Raw genomic sequence first — 18,648 nt, 5'->3', positions numbered from 1 at the left:
CGGCCGTCTTCGCTGCCATCTGCCTCGGGGCCGGATGGCCCCGCCCCGGCCCCAATGGCCCTTCGCCCGATAGGAGTCGGCGCCGCACGCTGGAGGTAATCAGTCCCCGTACACCCTGGCCGGGAGACCGGCCATGAACACTCCGAGCATGCTGCGCGCGCTGCCCACCGAGCACCGGCAACGGCTCATGCGTCTGGCCCGGGAGGTGGCCTTCGCGCAGGGGACGCGCATCTTCAACGAAGGCGCACGCGCGGACCGGTTCTGGATCATCCGCACCGGCTCCATCGACCTCGACACACACGTCCCCGGCCAGCGCCGCGCCATCATCGAGACCCTCGGTCACAACGAACTCGTCGGACTGTCCCGTCCAACTCATGCAGGACTGGAAGGTCAGCGCCGTGCCCGTCCTCGAGGGTGAGGGCCGTGTCGTCGGCGTCGTCTCCGAGTCCGATCTGCTGCCGAAGGAGGAGTTCCGCGACAGCGACCCCGACCGGGCGACCCAGCTGCGCCGTCTCGACGACCTGGCCAAGGCCGGGGGCCTCACCGCCGAGGACCTCATGACCTCTCCTGCCCTCACCGTCCGCGCGAACGCGACACTCGCCCAGACCGCGCGGACCATGGCCCACGCCAAGGTCAAGCGCCTGCCCGTCGTCGATGACGCGGGCATGCTGCAGGGCATCGTCAGCCGCGCGGACCTGCTCACGGTGTTCCTGCGGGACGATGAGGAGATCGCCGAGGAGGTCCGGCGGGAGGTCGTGGCGCATCTCTTCCCTGCGCTGGTGCCGGCCGTGCAGGTGGAGGTGCGAGGCGGCGTCGTGAAGCTCATCGGCCACGCCCGGGATACCTCCCTGGTCCCGGTGGCCGCGCGCCTGGTCCGGGGCGTCGAGGGCGTGGTCGACGTGGAGTTCAAGCTGACGCACTCCGAAAGCGCGGCGGAGTCAACCGCCGCTCCCGTGGACGGCGGCGAAAACCTGTCCCCTGCCCGAGCAGCAACTTCGCGGATACTCACCGGGATGTACTCACTGCGGGTGCCCACCGGGTGAGCGTGGTGCCGCCGCCCGATGGGCTGGTCCACTCACACCACGCCAGTGGCATCCACTGGCCGTACTTTCAAGCCGGATCGCTTGAACAGGCCGCCATACCGTCTGGGAGCGGCCCGGCGATTCGTTCGTTCTCGTACCCCATCGCCCCCGGTTTCAGTGTCATTCCTGCCGCTGGCGGTCCTGGACCTGAGTGGCGATGTCAAGGAGCGATTGGCCTCCGGCCACCGTGCGCACGGCTGACACCGGATCCGAGCCCTGGATCTGCTTCAGGACGTACCCGGACGCGCCCGCCATGATCGAATCCAGCAGTGCCTCCTCGTCGTCGAAGGAGGTCAGCATGAGGCAGGCCAGCTCGGGCATGCGGGAGCGCAGTTCCCGGCACACGGTCACGCCGTCTCCGTCGGGCAGCCGGACGTCAAGCACGGCCACCTGGGGGCGCAGCGCGGGGACCCGCACCAGTGCCTGCTCCACCGTGCCGGCCTCGCCGATCACCACACGCGGCCGTCCGACATGTCCATCTTCACCCAGCTGCCACCCCCCGCATCGACGGCCGCCTGAGCCTCGGCAGGAGTGCGGTACGGCACTGCAGAGCCGTAAGGGCTCACCCATACGTAGCGTACGAGCGGTTCGCCGGGAATGACGCCCTGTCCTTGCGCAGGAACCGTGACCTGTCCGTCCCGGCCGCCACCACCGCAATTGCATCCCATCGAAAATCTCCGCTCTTCCTCGTCGTCAAAGCCCGCTGTCGGGCCATCATCAACCTGTACCGACTCCGGTCCTGGTCCGCTCACCGTTGTGTTCGCCGGCCGACCACCCTTCGAGGCACTGTCCCGGCGCCGCCGTTGAGGTCGGCCTGCCTCGCGGGCGCCCGCGGGTACTTGCTTCTATGAGTACGGCGGTTCCCGCCACGAGAATCTCAGGGCACGGCATAGCGCTCAGCCCTTCGTGTGTTCCGATGCATCGACGGTGCGGGCGGCGAAGCGCACCCCCTCCGGTAAGTGGTGAACGATGTGTCGGACCGGCGGCGGGCTGTCCAGCCAGGAGACGAGAATGCCGACGAGCCAGGAGAGCGTGAGCACGCCGGCGTTCAGGCGGAACAGCAGGGTGTCGCCGTAAAAGGCCGCCACCGGGACGATTCCGCCAGCAACCCACATACTGGCGCACCAGGTGCAGCCGACGAGCCGGGACAGAAAGGCCCAGAGTCCGCTGTAACGGCTTTCGGGCTTGGCGTTGTGGTGCACCATGCCGTGGATTTTCTGCCGGAAGGGCTCTGAGATGTCGTCGTCGACGACGAGTCGTGTCAGGCGTAGGCAGGCGCCGAGCGCTAGGGCGCAGGTGATCAGATTCGTGGTCATGACATGAGCCTATGGCGGCAATTCGAGAGAATCCCCCGATTGGGTCGGACTATCACCCGATTGGGCGCGACCGATCCGCGATCAACTCCGATCACCTGGCGGTTCGGTAGCGCAAACGTCAAGTCGCTCGTCCGACACCGACACACCGACCCTTGAGGGGGCGTGCGTGCGGGAGGCGGTGCCGCCGGGCGAGCGCGCCGCTGATGAAGCGGCCCGACTGCGGTGGTGAAGGGAGGGCCGTATTCCGCTGGCCTGGACAGCCGTCGGCGTGGAGGGAACCTGTACAGGAGGCTGGACAGCGTCTATGAACGTCGGTACGCGCGTGGCGGAAGTGCGAAAACGCGATGACTTGCAGTTGATGCAACATCCTGCGGCTCGCCAGAATCGTCGTTTCCGCTGATCACTCCCCCAACTCCCCTGCCATGTCGGCGTCACAGCGAAGCCGCGACCAGGACGGTAGCGATAGACGCAACATTGATGCGTTTGATACAACAGCCGCCATGGTCGCTGAGGCACCCGGTTCGGCGCGTCTCCTCCTCGCTCCGAACGTCGTACACCTGGCCCCGGAAGCAGCGGTGTTCACGGCGATGAAGGTGGGCTGGGCCCGGCAGCAGCACGCCCGGTTCCTGAAGGCTTCGACGATCGAACCGCGGCTGCGTCTGATCAACCGATTCGAGGTGTTCACGGGGCTGTACCCGTGGCTATGGTCTCCAGCGGACGGCGAAGCGTTCATCACGCATCTGCGGAGGGGCGCCAATCCGAGCCGTATGTCGACGGCGCGGGCGTACGAGGTGGCGATCACCTTGTTCGTGGAGTACCTGCTGGACCGCCGGTACGGATGGGTGGACACCTGCCTGGAGCGGTTCGGGCAGGCGCCTCAGGTCGTCTTTCACGAGGCCGACTCGGTGGTGCACACGCTGGAGTACGAGGGCGATCCGCGGCGTCGGCCGTTGACCTACGACGAGGTCCAGGCCCTGTGCGACGCGGCCGATGCCCGGCCGGCCCAGATCCGCGGACACGGGCGGAAGGGGACGCTGACCGCGCTGCGTGACGCCGCGGTGCTGAAGACGATCTACGCCTACGGAACTCGGCGCACCGAGTCCTCCATGGTCGACCTGGTGGACTTACGACGGCATCGGAAGAGTACGGGAAGTCGTCCAAGGGGGCGCCGCCGAAGCGGCGGACCGTGCTGCTGGTGCCGGAAACGGACTGGGGGGTCGACGTCTTGGGCGAGTGGGTACATGAGGTGCGTCCCCGGCTGGCGCCGGGCCGGCATCCGGCGTTGTGGGTGACCGAGCGGGCCGGGCGGATGTCGCCGCACTCGATCAACGAAGCCTTCACCACCGCTCGGGACGCGGCCGGCCTGGATGCAGCCCTCGGTCTGAACTGTCTGCGCCACAGCTACATCACGCACCTGACGGAGTTCGGCTACCCCTCGCGGTTCGTGCAGGAGCAGGTCGGCCACTCCCACGGCTCGACGACAGCCATCTCCATGGGGAGATGTTCCACACCTCGGACCTCGTGCCGCTTCTCGCGGAGCGCGGGGTGAGCCTGTCGCGTGAGCAGGTCTACCGGCTGGTGACGCAGCCCCCGCAGCGGATGAGCATGGACACCCTGGTCGCCCTGTGCGACATCTTCGGCTGTACCCCGAACGACCTCATCAAGCCGACGGTCGTCAACGCGCAGGTGCAGAAGACCGCGGGCGGCGAGGAGGCACCGCTGCCGCTGACGGAGCGCCGGACCACGATCCGGCGCCCGGGGACGACGTCGTGAGGAAGTACCTCACCCCGGACCAGGTACGGCTGCGCGAGGATCTGGCCGGGGCCCGTGACCGGATCGTCGTCCTGCTGAACCTGGCCGTCGGGGAGTCCCTCGGCATGGAGCAGGCGCAGGAGTTCGTCGAGAGGGCGCGGGCATGGAGCGGTGCGAACGCCTTCCGTCTGCTGCGCTACCTGACGTCCAGACCTGACGCGCTGAGTGCTCCGACGCCCGACTGCCCGCCCTGTGGGGTGCGGTTGATCGCCCTGCTGATCGAGACCGGTCACGGTGCGAAGGTAGGGCTGGTGCCCTGCGCCGACTGCGGGCGGACAGACCCGTTGCCGGCGTACGGCGGTCCCGAAGGGCGGCTGCGCCACGGCTGCTCCAGCCAGCGCCTGGCGGTGCCGTGCGCGCGGTGCGGCAAGCTCGCGAAGGCAACCGCGCGGCGTCCCGACGGACGGATCTGCCAAGTGTGCAAGGAGAAGGAGCCGGGCTCGCGCAAGGAGTGCGGCAGCTGCCGCCGGATGATGATTCCCGCCCGGCACCTCGCCGACGGCACCTACCTGTGCCACACCTGCGCCCCCAAGAAGCTCCGGACGTGCTGCCGCTGTGGCCGCCGGCGGCGGGCGAACGCGCTGACCGCCGACGGGCCCGTCTGCGAAACCTGCTACGCGAGCCCTGCGCGCCGGTGCGGCATCTGCGAGCAGGTGGCGCCCGTCAGGGTGCGGGCAAAGGGCGAGGCTCCCGACATCTGCTACCGCTGCTACATACGGCCGGAGAAGCTCTGCACCGCCTGCGGGCGGATCCGCCGCGGCCACCACATCGACCACGGCAACGGACCGTTCCACTGCGATGGGTGCGTCCCACGTGAGGCCCGCAAGCGGCAGCTGCACCCGTGCGCACTGTGCGGCCGGAAGCGGAAGGTGGGCCGTGTCGCCGGGTTCGGCCTGGCCGTCACGGGCCACCTCGTCTGCCAACAAGTGTTCGATCCCGATTTCGCCCCGAATGTGGGCCGCCTGTCGGACATCACCTCCTGAACCCGGACGGCGGCGGGCCGGGCCTGCTGTGGAAACGTGGCTGGCCACCCTCACCGACGCAGATCGCCCACCCATCAGAGGTTCCACCACCGCAAGGGTGCGGAAGCCGGCAAAACCAAGGTCCGAGCACCGGCATGTCTTCCACCTGGAGCTGATCGAGCCCACGTCCGCTAAGGGTAGTTCTCCGCGGCGGCGAACCGCTGACGGCGGGTCGCGTGCACGACGCCGAAGTCCAGCGCGAGTCGGCCGGCCAACCGAAGGTGGTCCGAGCTGGACCCGGAGTCGACGGACACCAGCAAGCCGATGCGCCCGGCGGCGCCCTGAGCAACCTGCAGCATCCGGGTGAGCGGACCGTCCTTGGCCCACCGGCCGGAAACAGGTCTGCAGATTGGCCCGCGGCCCGTACCGTTCAGGCAGGTCCCGCCAGAGCACCCAGGCCCGAAACTTCCCCACGACCTCCTCGAGGGCCGGTCTGGCCGTCCAGCCCTCGACGACTCCGGCAGCGATGGCTGGACAAGTCCCCCCTACGACTCATCGGGAGGACTCCTCCCTTCCGATACGAAGCGGCGAGGATTCTCAAGGATGTCGCCTCCGCGACCTGCGACGGCCTTCTGGTTACCCTCGGAAGTGGAACCACCGCGAAGTGTGCTGTCGAGCGCCGACAACCTGACAGCCATAGGGCACCTTCGAAAGGGCAGTACCATGACCACTACTCCACCGGATGTTTTAAGGCTCAAGCTGGAGCGGGCATTCGACACCATGGACGCCAACGAGGACGGCTACGTGGAATGGTCGGACTACCAAAAGCTCATCGATCGCTTCATCAGCGTCTTCCAGATCGGCCAGACCGACCCTCGGGCCGCCAGAATCCACGCCTTCTACCAAATGTACTGGCAGGAACTTCTCCGGCACGCGCATCCGGGTAGGCAGAAGCTCTCCAAAGACGAGTACGTCGAGGCCATCCGCCTTACGAGCATGGACACCAGTCGGTTGAACGTCGTTGAGGGTTCCGGCCACGCGACCTTCGACTGCATGGACGCCGACGGCGACAACATGGTCGGCAAAGAAGCGTTCGGGACCTTTCTGAGGAAGGTCTGGAAGGTCGCCCAGCCCGACGCGATCGAGGTCTTCGATCGACTCGATCTCGACGGCGACGGCCGAATCTCACGGCACGAGTTCCTCCGGGCGGCCAACGAGTATTTCTACTCGTACGATCCGAAAGCCCCGGGCAGCCTCCTCTTCGGGCACCTCTGATCGCCTGCAGCCGAAGCGAACAACGGCGTGATGACGAGGTCAGTAGGCGGTTGGCGGAGGCACGGCGGCCTGACAGGGCCGTACGCGGCATCAGCCGAGCAAGTGCTCCTGGTGACCGTCTACTACCAAACGACCCTCACGATGCGGCAGCTCACGTCAGCGTTACAAGTCTCGTCTGCGAGCGCGTGCCGGGTGGCACGAAGGCTCGGTCAGTCACCTGCTCGAACGCTCGGGCCGGCGGCACACCCCCGGGGGGTTCAAGAGGCACGTGCTCCCAGCTCCCCAAGACGAGCCGGCGCAGCCTCGCCCTGGCGCCCAGAGGCGGCATGGCACCCGAAAACATAGGCCGCGATCATTTTCGCGTCCGCCCCTGCCGCATCCAGAGCCAGGTGCGCGCCCCCCTGCGGATGGGCGGAAGCCGGCGGCACAAGCAGTGGAAATGCTCCCCCTGCGGATCTGACGCAGTGGTGGAGACAGGTCACGCCCCCTGTGGAGCCGGGGAACGAGGTCGGCCTCCTTCCAGTCGGCATTGGGGTAGACCAGGAGGGTCGTCTTCTACGGCGAGCACGCCTCACCGTCATCAACGTCCCCGGCACCCCGCACTTGTTGCGGAGCCCAGTGGGCCTTGGCTCGCGTGCGCGGTATCCCACTGAGTGTCATTCCTTTGAGCAGGCATGGTATCGGTGGTTCCGGACCGGGAGAGTGGCTGCCCGTCGGTGAGGGAGACGGTGGCCCAGGTAGTCCGGGCTCCGTCATCGGCGACATGTGTGCCAAGCGCCCGGGTTGAGCCGGCGATGATTCCGAGCCCGCGACCGAATCCCGAGGCGTTGTGCCAGTGCGGCTTTCCCGCGGAGGCGATTCCCTGGTCTCGCACCTGGACGCGCAGACGAGTCCGGTCTCGCCGCAGGTGGGTGGTGATCACGGTGCTGTCCGTATGGACGATGGCATTCGTGGCGAGTTCTGTAGTGACCAGCAGGATCGTATGGCGGATATTCTCGTCCGTTAAGTGCTGCTGGTCCAGCCATAAGCGAGTCAGATGCCGGCAGATCGGAACGGCCCGGTCCACCGCTGGAAACCGGACGGTGATGGCGCGCGATCGGCACCAGGCCGAGGCCGCCGATCGGAGCACCGGTGTGTCGGGCCATCGTTCGATGTCGTCGGGGGAAAGGGTGATCCGCACGCACGCGGGTTCGGGCACCATGTCTTGTCTCTCCTGATGCTGTCGGGGTACAGGCAACAGCGAGAGGTGCCGGCACCCCTGGGTCATGGGTCGGCGCCCGACACGGTGGGGGCGGCCGTCGCGCCGGGCGAGAAGTCCGTGCATCGGGGCATCGACGGCGGAGTGCCATGCACTTCCGGCGTCGACGCGAGGTGAATGAGTCCGGTGATGGCAGGGAACCCGCGTATCGGTTCTCGGGGGTTCCGCTCACCGGCTGGGCAGCCGGGGATGACGGTGTTCATGACTGCCTCGCTCCGCAAGACGGGAGCCGTTGGGGTAACGCGTCAGCCGGCGCCGGCCGACGCCGGCTGACGGATCCAACACCTCTCTCGGGGTGCCCATCGCGGCAGCCCGACATTCAGCGGTCGGCAGTAGCCAGCACGCGAAAGCCCGGGCGACCACTTCCCCGGAGAGGACGGGCAGCCCACCGTTGGATGTCACTGTTATCGGCCCTGGTGGCATATGGCTGCAACACTTGCCTTAGGAATGGCACTCGAACGGCGTAATGAAAAGTTATAAAAATGCCGGATGCGCATGCCGGGACACAGGAGGATCAGCTGTCCTGATGGTGACGTCGTGAATGATGCGTGAACTGCGATGTCCGGCCGTCCCGGAACCTAGACAAGCGCTTGAAATGCTTGCCATATTCCCACACATTATTACCGAGCGGACCGCTGCGGTTCCCTGGAAGCCACGCGGTGGACCGCGTCGGACGGCTCGCCTCCTCCACGCCAACGACGAAGGGCTCTGCGCCCGCGGCCGGCTCACTCCCCTTGCGGCTGGTCACGTGGACGTTCCGCCAAGGAGCACTCGTCCACGCCCTGCCGACGTGTGGCACCTGGCGGTCATGTGATCTTCGGACGATTCCGACGTGCTGCTGCCCCGCACTCGGCCTCGAAAGAGGGTAGCCGTTGACTTCGGCACAGGTCACCGACCGGTATGCCGGGGATTAGGTCTGATGTCGTACTCCGATCGGGTGACGGAGGCGGCGGCCCTCTTGAGATGCCACTCACCCGTGGCGCATTACTGGAGCACGAACCGGCGGGTCGCCCATCCCTTTCCGGGGACGTGGCTGTTTCCCGTTCCGGTCGTCACTCCCAGCGTGATCAGTGCGCGGCGATCAGGTCGACTTCTCGTTCCTCGGCAGCCACCCCCCGAACATCAAGTGGGGACCGCTCCCACCGGCGTCGTGAGCAGACAGCGCAACAGCCATCTCTCCAAGGGAGTGCATAATGTTCCGTTCCCGTCTTGCCGCTGCCACCGCAATCACCGCCATCGCGGCCGGCGCGGTGGTGGGCATCGCCCCTCTGGCCATGGCGGCCCCCGCAAAAGCCGTCTCAGCCTGTGTCGCCGACCTGCAGGCCGCGCAGACATCCAACAACGCCGCCATCGCGGCCGACCAGGCCAACAACCCCGCCGCCGCTCGCACTCACAACGTGGCCACCGCCACCTACCTGGTGGCGGCGATCGGTGACTGCCAGGGCCAGCCGCAGGTGGTGGGGTCCAACGTCCTCACGGCCACCGCGACCAACGCGACCGCCCTGGTTTACAACCTGCTCGGGGCGTCCAGCGCGGCCCTGAACTCCGAGCAGGCCACAGCATCGGCGATCAACCAGGCACTGGCCAACGCGTCCTGACCGGTACCCGGGCGGACGGCCGCTGAGACAACGTCCTCCGGCTCCCGCCCTCCTCCCGGCGCAAGCCGGGGCCGACCGCTCGCCGGGCACCCCCTCCCCCAGTCCGGCGGGCGGCACGCGGGCCGGGCACCAGCCATCGACGGCTGGTGCCCGGCTCCGTCGGCAGCACGCAGACCTCCCTCCTTCCGTACGTGCGCCGCAGTGTCCGGTGTCCGGACCGACGGCACCGGTGAGTTCTTTCCCGTCCGTCGGGCGCCCTGCCTCCTTACCGCATCCGCAGCGCGCTCCGATCACATCTGGCAGGTCATCATGCTGGTCCGCGCTTTCATCAATTCTCTGTCTCGGTCCCTCCTCATGGCGTCCCGGTGTTTCCTGCCCTCTCCCTTTCACCGGCCGGCGACCATCGGGAAAAAGGGATCGCCGCACGCCGACGAAGCAGTTGACCCTACGGTCCGCAGAGCATGCGAGCGGTGAGGAAAAGGCGACCGGTGAGCCGCGCCGTCGCCACGAGACGTCGGAGCCGAAAGTGCCAGATTCTGTCCGCGTGTTGCTCTCCGGAGGTCCGGACTGGGTCGCGGTTCCCACCGTATGGGAAGTTGCGTCCCTGCGAGACGAACCCAAAGTGAAAATCCTGTGCGGCAACGCCTATGAACATTTCGAGTTCTCGGGCTCGTACTCTCTGCATGAAGGGGAGCAGTTGCCTGTCTACCAATGGTGTCGTCGCACCTATGTGGCCGAATAACCCACCACCTGACCCTGAGGGGAATTCCATGATCGACTCACTGTCACAGGTAGGTTTCTCATGAGCCGGCGCACCGGCGTACGCGCGCGGGACGCCGTCGTCACTGGTATCGGACTGTGCCTTCCCGGTCCGGAGAGCCCGGTATTCACCGCGGACGATCTCTGGCAGGTCGCCTCCACCGGAACGTCCTGCCTCGTCAAGAAGGGCGTCTACTACGGCAGCGTGAACCTCTCCACACGAGCTTTCGAAGAACAGGTACCGGGTATCCCGGAGTTCTTCTCACGCCACTACACGGACGCTCATCGCTTCGGACTGGTGTCACTCGCGCAGGCGTGCCGGGACGCCGGCCTTGATGTGCAGCAGGACCTACAGGAGGCCGCCATCCTGGTGGGCCGCGGTGGCGTGGACGCCAACATCGACAGCTACCTCGCCGTGTTACGGGCCGACCCCGCTACGTATCCCGTCGCGGAGGCCCTGGAGATGTTCGTCGCGGCAGAGCAGGCCGTCACACCGTCGGACGTCGCCCTGGTCCAAGGGGCGCTCACCCGATCCAGGGGTGCCAACTTCACGGTCTCGTGCGGTTGTGCCTCATCAGCCCTGCAGATCGGGAACGCCCTGGGTTTGATCGCCTCGGGAGAGGCTGACATCGCGGTGGTGACGGGGGTCGATGTCTTCAGCATCACGATGATCCGCAACATCCAACGCCTGCTGAGCGGGGCGCAGCAAGCGTACGACGTCATGCGCTCCGAGGACATGCCCAGCCTTCTGCCGTCGTTCGACGCCCTCATGCGTCCGTACGACAAACGCGCCGACTGCATCAACCACGGTGAAGGTTCTGCGACCGTCGTCATCGAGAGCCGGGAACACGCCTTCGCACGAGATGCGCGCCTTTACGGCCAGATCCTGTCGCAGGCCACCACGCGCGACGGGCTCGCCAACCCGCTGGCCTCCGACGAGACCGGGAAAGCACTGGTGTCCGCGGTACGAAGGTGCCTCGGTGAGACCTGGGAGATCGGTCAGGTGCCGTACATCCACGGGGGCAGCGACGGCAATGTGGTCGTCACCGCTTTCGAAGCGAATGCCGTCAGGGAGCTGTACGGCTCCGCGTCACGCGACCTTCTCATGTCCTCGCAGGAGGGCTGCTTCGGTCACAACGGCGCTCCGGCCGGCTGCCTGGGGGTGGCACTGACCCTGCTGATGATGCGGAACAGCCAGGTGTGTCCGACTGCCAACTGCGAGCAGCCGGCCGACCATCTGACCTTCGACCCGGTCCCCGGGACGCTGCCTCGCCCGCTCGACTTCGACTACGCGCTGACCTTCAACTACCAGGTCGGGGGCGTGAAGAGCGCGATCCTGCTGGGCGGGCCGGACGTCTGATCCCGAGCTGCACCTGCCGCCACCGCCGTACCTTGCTCCAAGACCGCGGGCGGCCCGCGCGGCGCGGCTGCTCCGCGTTTGCCTCAGTTCCCCAGCGCACGCAGGCCGACGCCCCCCACTCGCGTCTCGCGCCTGCGGGAACCGAACCCGTCGTCGCACGGCCCGGCCCGCGGCCTGTCCGTCGCTTCCGGCGCAGGCCCCTCACCTCTCCTCTCCCCCCCCACATCAAGGAGGCTTTCGTGGCCAACGACACACACGGCCCTCGGCCGGGGAACACGTCCATCGCCGTCATCGGCATGGGCTGCCGTCTCCCCGGAGACGTCGACTCTCCAGCCGCCTTGTGGCGTCTGCTGACGGAGGGGCGCGACGCAGTCGGCGCTCTCCCACCCGGCCGTGACGCCGGCCCCGGGCACAGGTCTTCCGCCACCGCACATCCGGTCCCCCAACAGGGCGGCTATCTGTCGGACGTCTCTCGGTTCGACGCGGACTTCTTCGGGGTCGCCGGCCGTGAGGCCGACGTTCTCGACCCCCAGCACCGGCTTCTCCTGGAGGTCGCCTGGGAGGCCCTGGAACACGCCGGGCTGCCCCCCGACCGGCTGGCCGGCTCTCCGACCGGTGTCTTCACAGGGCTGAGTTACAACGATTACATGGACCAACTGGCCGGCCGTCCCGAGGAACTCGAGGGCTCTATCCTGACAAACGGTCACTGCGTCGCCGCCGGACGCATCTCCTACCTCCTCGGCCTGCACGGTCCCAGCATCGCTCTCGACACCGCATGCTCGTCCTCCCTGGTCGCCTTCCACCTGGCCTGCGAGGCGCTGCACCGCCAGGAGTGCGACCTGGCTCTCGCAGGCGGCGTCACCCTCATGCTCGCGCCGCGCATCACCCAGTCCTTCGCCCGGATGGGCATGCTCTCACCGACCGGGCACTGTCACACCTTCGACGCCGCGGCGGACGGGTTCGTCCGCGGTGAGGGCTGTGGCGTCGTCGTTCTGAAGCGCCTGTCCGAGGCCCGCCGGGACGGCGATCGCATTCTCGCCGTCGTCCGCGGATCCGCGGTGAACCAGGATGGTCGCTCCGACGGCCTCGCCGCCCCGTCCGCCGCCGCCCAGCAGTCCCTCTACCGCGCCGCGCTCAAGCGCGCCGGTGTCGACCCGGCCCGGATCTCGCTGATCGAAGCCCACGGCACGGGCACCACCGTGGGTGACCCGGTGGAGTTCGCGAGTCTGGCCGCTGTGTACGGCAATGGTCTCTCGCCCTGCGCGCTCGGCTCGATCAAGACCAACCTTGGCCACCTGGAACCGGCCGCCGGAATCACCGGGCTGATCAAAACCGTCCTGTGCCTGCAGTACGGAGTCATCCCGAGGAACCTGCACTTCACTCGGTGGAACCCCGCCATCTCCGCAGACAGCACTCGCCTGTTCGTCCCGTTGGAGAACACCACATGGCCCGGTAAGGAGCCGGTCAGACTGGCCGCGGTGTCCTCGTTCGGGTTCTCCGGAACCAACGCCCACGTCATCCTTCAGGAGCCTCCGCGGCCCTCCCGCCGGGCCACCACCGTGCCTGCTCCCCGCACCCCCCGGACAGCGCCGCCCGAGGTCATCCTCGTGGCCGCCGGGTCCCAGCGGGCTCTCCCGGAGGCCGCCCGCAAACTGGCGGACTGGCTGGACACATACGGCAGGAACGTCCCGCTCCGGGATGTCGCGCACACCCTGGCGCTGCGCCGCAGCCCCGGGAGGGGACGTCTCGCGGTCGTCGCCCGGTCCCGTGGCGAGACCACCGAGGCGCTCCGGCTGTTCGTCAGCGGACTGCCGACTCCCGCACTGGTCTCCGGGCCGGCCGACGTCACCGCCCCCCGGCGTCCCGTCTGGGTGTTCTCGGGGCAGGGCTCGCAATGGCCGGGCATGGGCCGCGAACTCCTCGAGCGGGACGAGGCTTTCCGCAAAGCCCTCACCGAAGTCGATGCGCTCGTCCGCAAGGAGGCGGGCTTCTCCGTCCTGGACCTGGTCCGGGCCGGCGAGCCCGTCACCGGATGCCCGAAGGTCCAGCCGGTCCTCTTCGCCCTCCAGATCGCTCTCGCCGCGGCCTGGCAGGCACACGGGGTCCGACCGGCCGCCGTGATCGGCCATTCCATGGGAGAGGCTGCCGCCGCGGTCGTGGCCGGGGCCCTCACACTCGCCGACGGAGTCCGTGTCATCTGCCGCCGCTCGGCGCTGCTGGAGCGGATCGCCGGTATGGGCGCGATGGCCAGTGTCGGCCTGGACCAGGCCGCGGTGGAAGCGGCCCTCGCCGACGCCAGGGCCGACGCGGTGTCCGTGGCAGTCCTGGCCGCGCCCGACACCACCGTTGTCTCCGGTGACGCCGACGAAGTCGCCCGTCTGATCAGCCGGTGGGAGGAGCGCGGCATCCCCGCCGTACCCATCGCGGTGGACGTCGCCTCGCACAGCCCGCACGTCGACCCGTTGCTGGCCGACCTGTACCAGGCGCTGTCCGGTCTCACTCCCCGCCCGCCCCGCGTCCCGTTCTACTCGACGGTGAGCGAGGACCCGGGTCAGAGTCCGCTGCTCGACGCCGCCTACTGGTGCGACAACCTCCGCCGGCCGGTTCGTTTCCACCCCGCTGTGGTCGCCGCGGCCCTGGACCGGCACCAGATCTACATCGAGATCTCACCCCACCCCGTGGTCACCCAGTCCCTCACCGACTGTCTGGCCCAGCAGGTCCCCGAGGCCGTCGTCCTTCCCACCCTGCGCCGGGGACAGGAGGAATCGGCCACCTTCCGGACGCAACTCGCCACCCTGCACTGCCACGGCGGCACCGTCGACTGGACACCGCTGTACGGCGACGGCAGGCTGGCCGACGTGCCGACCATCACCTTTGATCGCACGCGCCACTGGGCCGTCGGCCAGACGCCTCCCGCCGACGACGGAGCGCTGCCCGGCCGGCACAGCGAGGTCCCCGGCGACCCGGTCCGTCACAGCTGGCACGCCACTGCTGCGGCGCAGCATCTGCCCTGGCTCGAGGACCACCGCGTCCACGGTGCCTCCGTCCTTCCGGGAGCCGGCTTCTGCGCGGTGTTCCACACCGCAGCTCTCACCGCCCTGTCGGCCGGCGCCGCTGACGTCGACCTCGTCGACATCACCTTCCACGACCTGCTGCCTCTGAAACGAGACACCGAACTGAGCACCACCCTCACTCTCACCGGCGCCGAACAGGCCGCCTGCGAGATGCACTCCCGCACTCCGGACGGACCGTGGCAACTGCACGCCTCGGCCATCGCCCGCCGCGCGCTCCCGTCCCGCGACGCCCGTACCGCCTCAATCCCAGGCCTGCACCGCAAGCACCCCGTGCCCCTGCATCCTGAGGCCCTCTACGCCGGGCTGCGAGCCTGCGGCCTCGAACACGGCCCTGCCTTCACCGGCATCACCTCACTGCGGACCACCAAGCAAAGGGACAGCTTCTGGGCTCGCATCCGGCTGCCGGAAGCGGCGCACACGCCCGCCCCGGGTCTGAGCGCGCACCCCGTCCTGCTGGACCTGTGTCTGCAATTGCTGGTCGCGGGAGCCGGCCAGGACAGCACACCCGCACCGATCCTACCGATCGGAATCGGCGCCATGCGTCTCCTCGGCGACCCCGCGCAGGCCGTTCACGCACACGCGCTGGTCACGGAGAACAACGACACGACACTCGCCGGGAACGTCCGGGCGCTGGACGCGCACGGCCGCCCGGTCATCGCCCTGGACGACGTACGCTTCCGGCGCGGCGCACCTGCCGAGGAGAGCTCCGTCGACCAGTGGTTCATGGAACTCGGCTGGCACCGTGTCCCCCGTCCCCGTAACGCCCCTGTTCCGCCCGGGAACTGGCTCGTTCTCGGTGAAGGCGACGGCCGGGCCGACGGCCTGGCGGCGATCCTGCGGTCCGCCGGGGCCCAAGTCCAGGTGCAGGACATCCCGTCGGCCACTGGGGATCTCGCCTCTCTGGGAGAGGTGTTCGGTCAGTACCTGGCTGCGGGAAGTAGCCCCTGGCGCGCTGTCGTCATGCTGTGCGGCTCGTCCTCTGCCGGTGACGCGGACCCCACTCAGGGTGCGCAGCAACGCGCACGCCGGCTACTGGCACTGGCCCAGGCCGCCGACGAGGGCAGCGGAACCTGGCGTCTGTACGTGGCCACCAAGATGGCCTACGCCGTCGCCGCGGACGAAACCGGTCACCTCGCCCAGAGCAGCGTGCGCGGTGTCGCACGGGTCCTTGCCGTGGAGCGGCCGGCGATGCGCCCCACGCTCGTCGACACCGAACCGGACGAGGACGGCCTGCGGGCACTGGCCGCCGAACTCCTGGCCGACGCTCCCGAGGACGAGGTCGCACTGCGCGGTGGCACCCGGTTCGTGGCGCGCATCGAGCCTGCGCCCGTCACGCCTGCCGAGACAGCGGCCCGCACCACCCGGACCGTTCGGTTCGGACACGACGGGTTCCGTCTGCGCGTCGGCCGGTTCGGCGACCTCGACAGCGTCGAACCGGCCGTGACCGAACGTCGTCGGCCCGGGCGCGGCGAGGTCGAGGTACGGGTCCAGGCGGCCGGAGTCAACTTCCGTGATGTACTCACCTCGCTGGGCATGCTCGGCTCCGAGCCGGCCGCTGCCTATCGCATCGGGTTCGAGTGCGCGGGCGTGATCAGTGCGGTGGGATCCGACGTGGACCACCTCCGCCAGGGGGACGCCGTACTGGCCGTTCAGCTGGAGGGCGGCGCCTTTGGCTCCTTCGTCACCGTCCCCGCCACCGCGGTCGCCCCCGTGCCCCGGGACTTCACGCCCGTCACGGCGGCCGGACTGCCCACGGCGTACCTCACCGCCTGGTACGCCCTTCACCACGTCGCACGGCTGGCTCCCGGTGAACGCGTGCTGATCCATTCCGCCACCGGAGGCACTGGCCGAGCCGCGATCGCCGTCGCCCGCCTGCTGGGCGCGGAGGTCCTGGCGACGGCCGGAACGGAGGTGAAGCGGCATCAGCTGCGCGGCATGGGGATCCGCTGGGTCATGGACTCGCGCACCCTGGACTTCGCCGAGGAGACCCGCCGGGCCACACAGGGGCAGGGTGTGGACGTCGTCCTCAACTCTCTGACGGGGCCGGCCGTCCGCGCGGGGCTGGAAAGCCTGCGCCCCTTCGGACGCTTCGTCGAACTGGGCGTCCGCGACATCCTGGCTGACGCGTCCCTCAAGCTGGGCCCGTTGCGGCACAACATCACCTTCAGCACGGTGGATCTCATCGAACTGCAACAACGCCGACCGGATTTGCTGGCGACGGTGTTGCGTGAAGTGATGGACCACATCGGCGCAGGACGCCTCAAACCGCTGCTCTGCACCGAGTACCCGTTGGAGTGCGCGGCCGATGCCTTCCGTCTGATGGCCCGGGCAGCGCACACCGGCAAGATCGTGCTGACCGTGCCCGACGGGGGTGAGACCCCGGCCGTGGTGCCTGAGGGCCCGCCCGTCGTACGTGCCGACGGCGCTTACGTCATCACCGGGGGGCTGGGCGGCCTGGGCCTTGCCACCGCCTGCTGGCTGGCCGAGCAGGGAGCACGCCGCATCGTCCTCAACGGCCGCCGGCCCCCGTCGCTGGATGCCGCTCGTGCGATCAACGACCTGGCTGCCGACACCACGGTCGTGCTGGGCGACATCTCCCGGCCTGGCACCGCTGAACGGGCGGTCGAGGCCGCCACGAAGGGCGGTGTACCACTGCGCGGTGTGCTGCACTGTGCCATGGTCCTCGACGACGCCGCGTTGGCGACCATCCGCGATCACCAACTCAGGCGGGTCTGGGCTCCCAAGGTCACCGGTGCCTGGAACCTCCACAACGCCACGGCCGGGCACTCGCTGGACTGGTTCGTCCTCTACTCCTCGATGAGCTCCCTGCTGGGCAACGCCGGACAGGGAGTGTACGCCGCAGCCAATGCCTGGCTCGACGCCTTCGCCACCTGGCGCGCCCGGAACGGTCTGCCCACGCTGGCCGTCGACTGGGGCCCGTGGGGGGAAACGGGTCAGGCGACCGACTTCGCCGAGCGCGGTTACGAGACGATTCCCACCCGCAAGGGTCTGGAAGCACTGCACCGCCTCCTCAGCCATCGAAGGGTTCAGACGGCAGTGATCCCCGGGCCGCCTCAGACGTGGGTCCCTCGGGCAGCCGCCGACTCCAGCCTGTTCGCCCTCCTCGCGTCGGACGGCGTCCCTGCGGAGCAGAACCGCTCGGGAACCGGTGGTTCGGACATCCGCGCCCGTATCGAGGCCCTGCCTCCAGGTATCGCCCGCCAGACGGCCCTGGAGAGTTATCTGGCCGACCACATCCGGGCGATCCTGCGTACCGGGAGCACGACACTCGACCCGCAGACCCCGTTGAAGTCCCTCGGGTTCGACTCACTTCTGGCCACCGAACTGCGCATCCGCCTCGACTCCGACCTCTCCGTCCGCCTCGCGAGCAACTTCGTCTGGCAGCACCCGACCATCGCCTCGCTCGCCACCGCCCTGGCCGTGCACATGGGCCTGGCTGCGCAGGAGGATCCGTCACCTTCCGACACCTAGTACTGCAACGGTGCTTGCCGTGACTGATGGCCAGGTCAGGGACTGTGCCCGCGTCGTTTGTAGTGGCTGGTGCGGGCCTGGTGTTGTCGCCTTCGGCGCCAGGTCGACCAGTGCAGGATGTGCTCGACGGGTGCGGGCCGGCGGTCGGTGAGGCGGGTGGCAGCCGTCGTATCTCGGCGAGGCTGAGGTGGATGAGCTGGGAGGATCCGTTTCTGCTTTCCCGGCATCCAGCTCGCGGGCTCGTAGGACGGTCAGGCAGGCGTGGCGGCCATGGCCAGGGTCATGTGGCGGTGCCAGCCGGGGTAGCGGCGGACCTGGCAGTCGTCCAGGCCGCATTCCTGTTTGGCGCTCTGGGAGCATTCCTCGATGGCCCATCGGCTGCCCGCGATGCGAATGAGGTCATCCAGCGTGGTCTCGGCGGGGCAGTAGGCGGTGTAGGAGGAGATCTCCTGAGGGCGGGCGACGCTGCGGCGGGCGATGACCCAGTGGCGGCGGTCGGACCGGTGCCAGGGCCGCACCTCGAACCGTGCCCAGTCGTAGATCCGCAGGCCGTGAGCACCCGCACCGCATGAGCGACGCTTCCACTTCTGTCGGGCAAGGCCGTTGAACAGATCGTGGACGGGGTGGTCGATCGCCCAGCGGGTGACCACGGTGTCGTGC

General features: G+C 68.5%; 12 protein-coding genes and 3 pseudogenes. 10 read left to right on the top strand and 5 right to left on the bottom strand.

Annotated features, from left to right (window positions below):
- Positions 1 to 133: 133 nt before the first annotated feature.
- Positions 134 to 364 (top strand): annotated as a pseudogene (locus ABZV94_RS01945) (cyclic nucleotide-binding domain-containing protein); the annotation flags it as partial.
- A gap of 10 nt (positions 365 to 374) precedes the next feature.
- Positions 375 to 1,043, top strand: a complete 669-nt coding sequence (locus tag ABZV94_RS01940; RefSeq protein WP_356336151.1) for a CBS domain-containing protein — start codon at positions 375 to 377, stop codon at positions 1,041 to 1,043.
- Positions 1,044 to 1,241: 198 nt separating this feature from the next.
- Here the strand turns inward: ABZV94_RS01940 and ABZV94_RS01935 are convergent.
- Together ABZV94_RS01935 and ABZV94_RS01930 are read right to left on the bottom strand one after the other, a co-directional pair.
- A pseudogene (locus tag ABZV94_RS01935) lies at positions 1,242 to 1,535 on the bottom strand (response regulator transcription factor); the annotation flags it as partial.
- Positions 1,536 to 1,978: 443 nt separating this feature from the next.
- Positions 1,979 to 2,398: a DUF1360 domain-containing protein gene (locus ABZV94_RS01930; RefSeq protein ID WP_356336149.1), complete on the bottom strand. Its 420-nt coding sequence runs from the start codon at positions 2,396 to 2,398 to the stop codon at positions 1,979 to 1,981.
- A 1,135-nt stretch (positions 2,399 to 3,533) separates the two neighbouring features.
- Here ABZV94_RS01930 and ABZV94_RS01925 point away from each other — a divergent pair.
- From ABZV94_RS01925 to ABZV94_RS01915, 3 genes and pseudogenes are all read left to right on the top strand, one after another.
- Positions 3,534 to 3,947 (top strand): annotated as a pseudogene (locus ABZV94_RS01925) (tyrosine-type recombinase/integrase); the annotation flags it as partial.
- Complete coding sequence (locus ABZV94_RS01920; protein ID WP_356336148.1) at positions 3,899 to 4,171, top strand: helix-turn-helix transcriptional regulator; 273 nt, start codon at positions 3,899 to 3,901, stop codon at positions 4,169 to 4,171. The pseudogene ABZV94_RS01925 and the gene ABZV94_RS01920, both read left to right, overlap by 49 nt.
- Positions 4,168 to 5,193, top strand: a complete 1,026-nt coding sequence (locus tag ABZV94_RS01915) for a hypothetical protein (RefSeq protein WP_356336146.1) — start codon at positions 4,168 to 4,170, stop codon at positions 5,191 to 5,193. Before ABZV94_RS01920 ends, ABZV94_RS01915 begins: the two co-directional genes overlap by 4 nt.
- Positions 5,194 to 5,363: 170 nt before the next feature.
- On the opposite strand, the gene ABZV94_RS01910 is transcribed toward ABZV94_RS01915, so the two are convergent.
- The gene (locus ABZV94_RS01910; protein WP_356336144.1) at positions 5,364 to 5,531 is read right to left on the bottom strand and encodes a hypothetical protein; all 168 of its coding nucleotides are present in this window, start codon (positions 5,529 to 5,531) and stop codon (positions 5,364 to 5,366) included.
- Positions 5,532 to 5,895: 364 nt separating this feature from the next.
- Between ABZV94_RS01910 and ABZV94_RS01905 the strand changes: the two genes are divergently transcribed.
- Positions 5,896 to 6,447, top strand: coding sequence for an EF-hand domain-containing protein (locus ABZV94_RS01905; RefSeq protein ID WP_356336142.1), 552 nt, complete (start codon positions 5,896 to 5,898; stop codon positions 6,445 to 6,447).
- A 580-nt stretch (positions 6,448 to 7,027) separates the two neighbouring features.
- Here ABZV94_RS01905 and ABZV94_RS01900 read toward each other — a convergent pair.
- Positions 7,028 to 7,648: an ATP-binding protein gene (locus ABZV94_RS01900; RefSeq protein WP_356336140.1), complete on the bottom strand. Its 621-nt coding sequence runs from the start codon at positions 7,646 to 7,648 to the stop codon at positions 7,028 to 7,030.
- A 1,250-nt stretch (positions 7,649 to 8,898) separates the two neighbouring features.
- Between ABZV94_RS01900 and ABZV94_RS01895 the strand changes: the two genes are divergently transcribed.
- The 4 genes from ABZV94_RS01895 (at position 8,899) to ABZV94_RS01880 (ending at position 17,988) form a co-directional block, all read left to right on the top strand.
- Entirely contained in the window at positions 8,899 to 9,303 is a 405-nt protein-coding gene (locus ABZV94_RS01895; RefSeq protein ID WP_356336138.1) for a hypothetical protein, read from the top strand.
- A gap of 208 nt (positions 9,304 to 9,511) precedes the next feature.
- On the top strand, positions 9,512 to 10,045 hold the full coding sequence (locus ABZV94_RS01890; RefSeq protein ID WP_356336136.1) for a DUF5988 family protein: 534 nt from the start codon (positions 9,512 to 9,514) through the stop codon (positions 10,043 to 10,045).
- Between the two features lie 60 nt (positions 10,046 to 10,105).
- Positions 10,106 to 11,422 carry a beta-ketoacyl synthase N-terminal-like domain-containing protein gene (locus ABZV94_RS01885; protein ID WP_356336134.1) on the top strand — a complete coding sequence of 439 codons (1,317 nt, stop codon included), beginning with the start codon at positions 10,106 to 10,108 and terminating at the stop codon, positions 11,420 to 11,422.
- Between the two features lie 239 nt (positions 11,423 to 11,661).
- The gene (locus ABZV94_RS01880; RefSeq protein ID WP_356336133.1) at positions 11,662 to 17,988 is read left to right on the top strand and encodes a type I polyketide synthase; all 6,327 of its coding nucleotides are present in this window, start codon (positions 11,662 to 11,664) and stop codon (positions 17,986 to 17,988) included.
- Positions 17,989 to 18,239: 251 nt separating this feature from the next.
- Here the strand turns inward: ABZV94_RS01880 and ABZV94_RS01875 are convergent, their stop codons facing one another.
- Positions 18,240 to 18,638 (bottom strand): hypothetical protein, encoded by a 399-nt coding sequence (locus ABZV94_RS01875; protein ID WP_356336131.1) that lies wholly within the window; start codon positions 18,636 to 18,638, stop codon positions 18,240 to 18,242.
- Positions 18,639 to 18,648 lie beyond the last annotated feature (10 nt).

It is taken from the genome of Streptomyces sp. NPDC004658 (assembly GCF_040609555.1).
Classification (GTDB): domain Bacteria; phylum Actinomycetota; class Actinomycetes; order Streptomycetales; family Streptomycetaceae; genus Streptomyces.
Note: the sequence above shows the minus strand (reverse complement) of the source record. Positions and strands in the feature narration are given on the sequence as shown.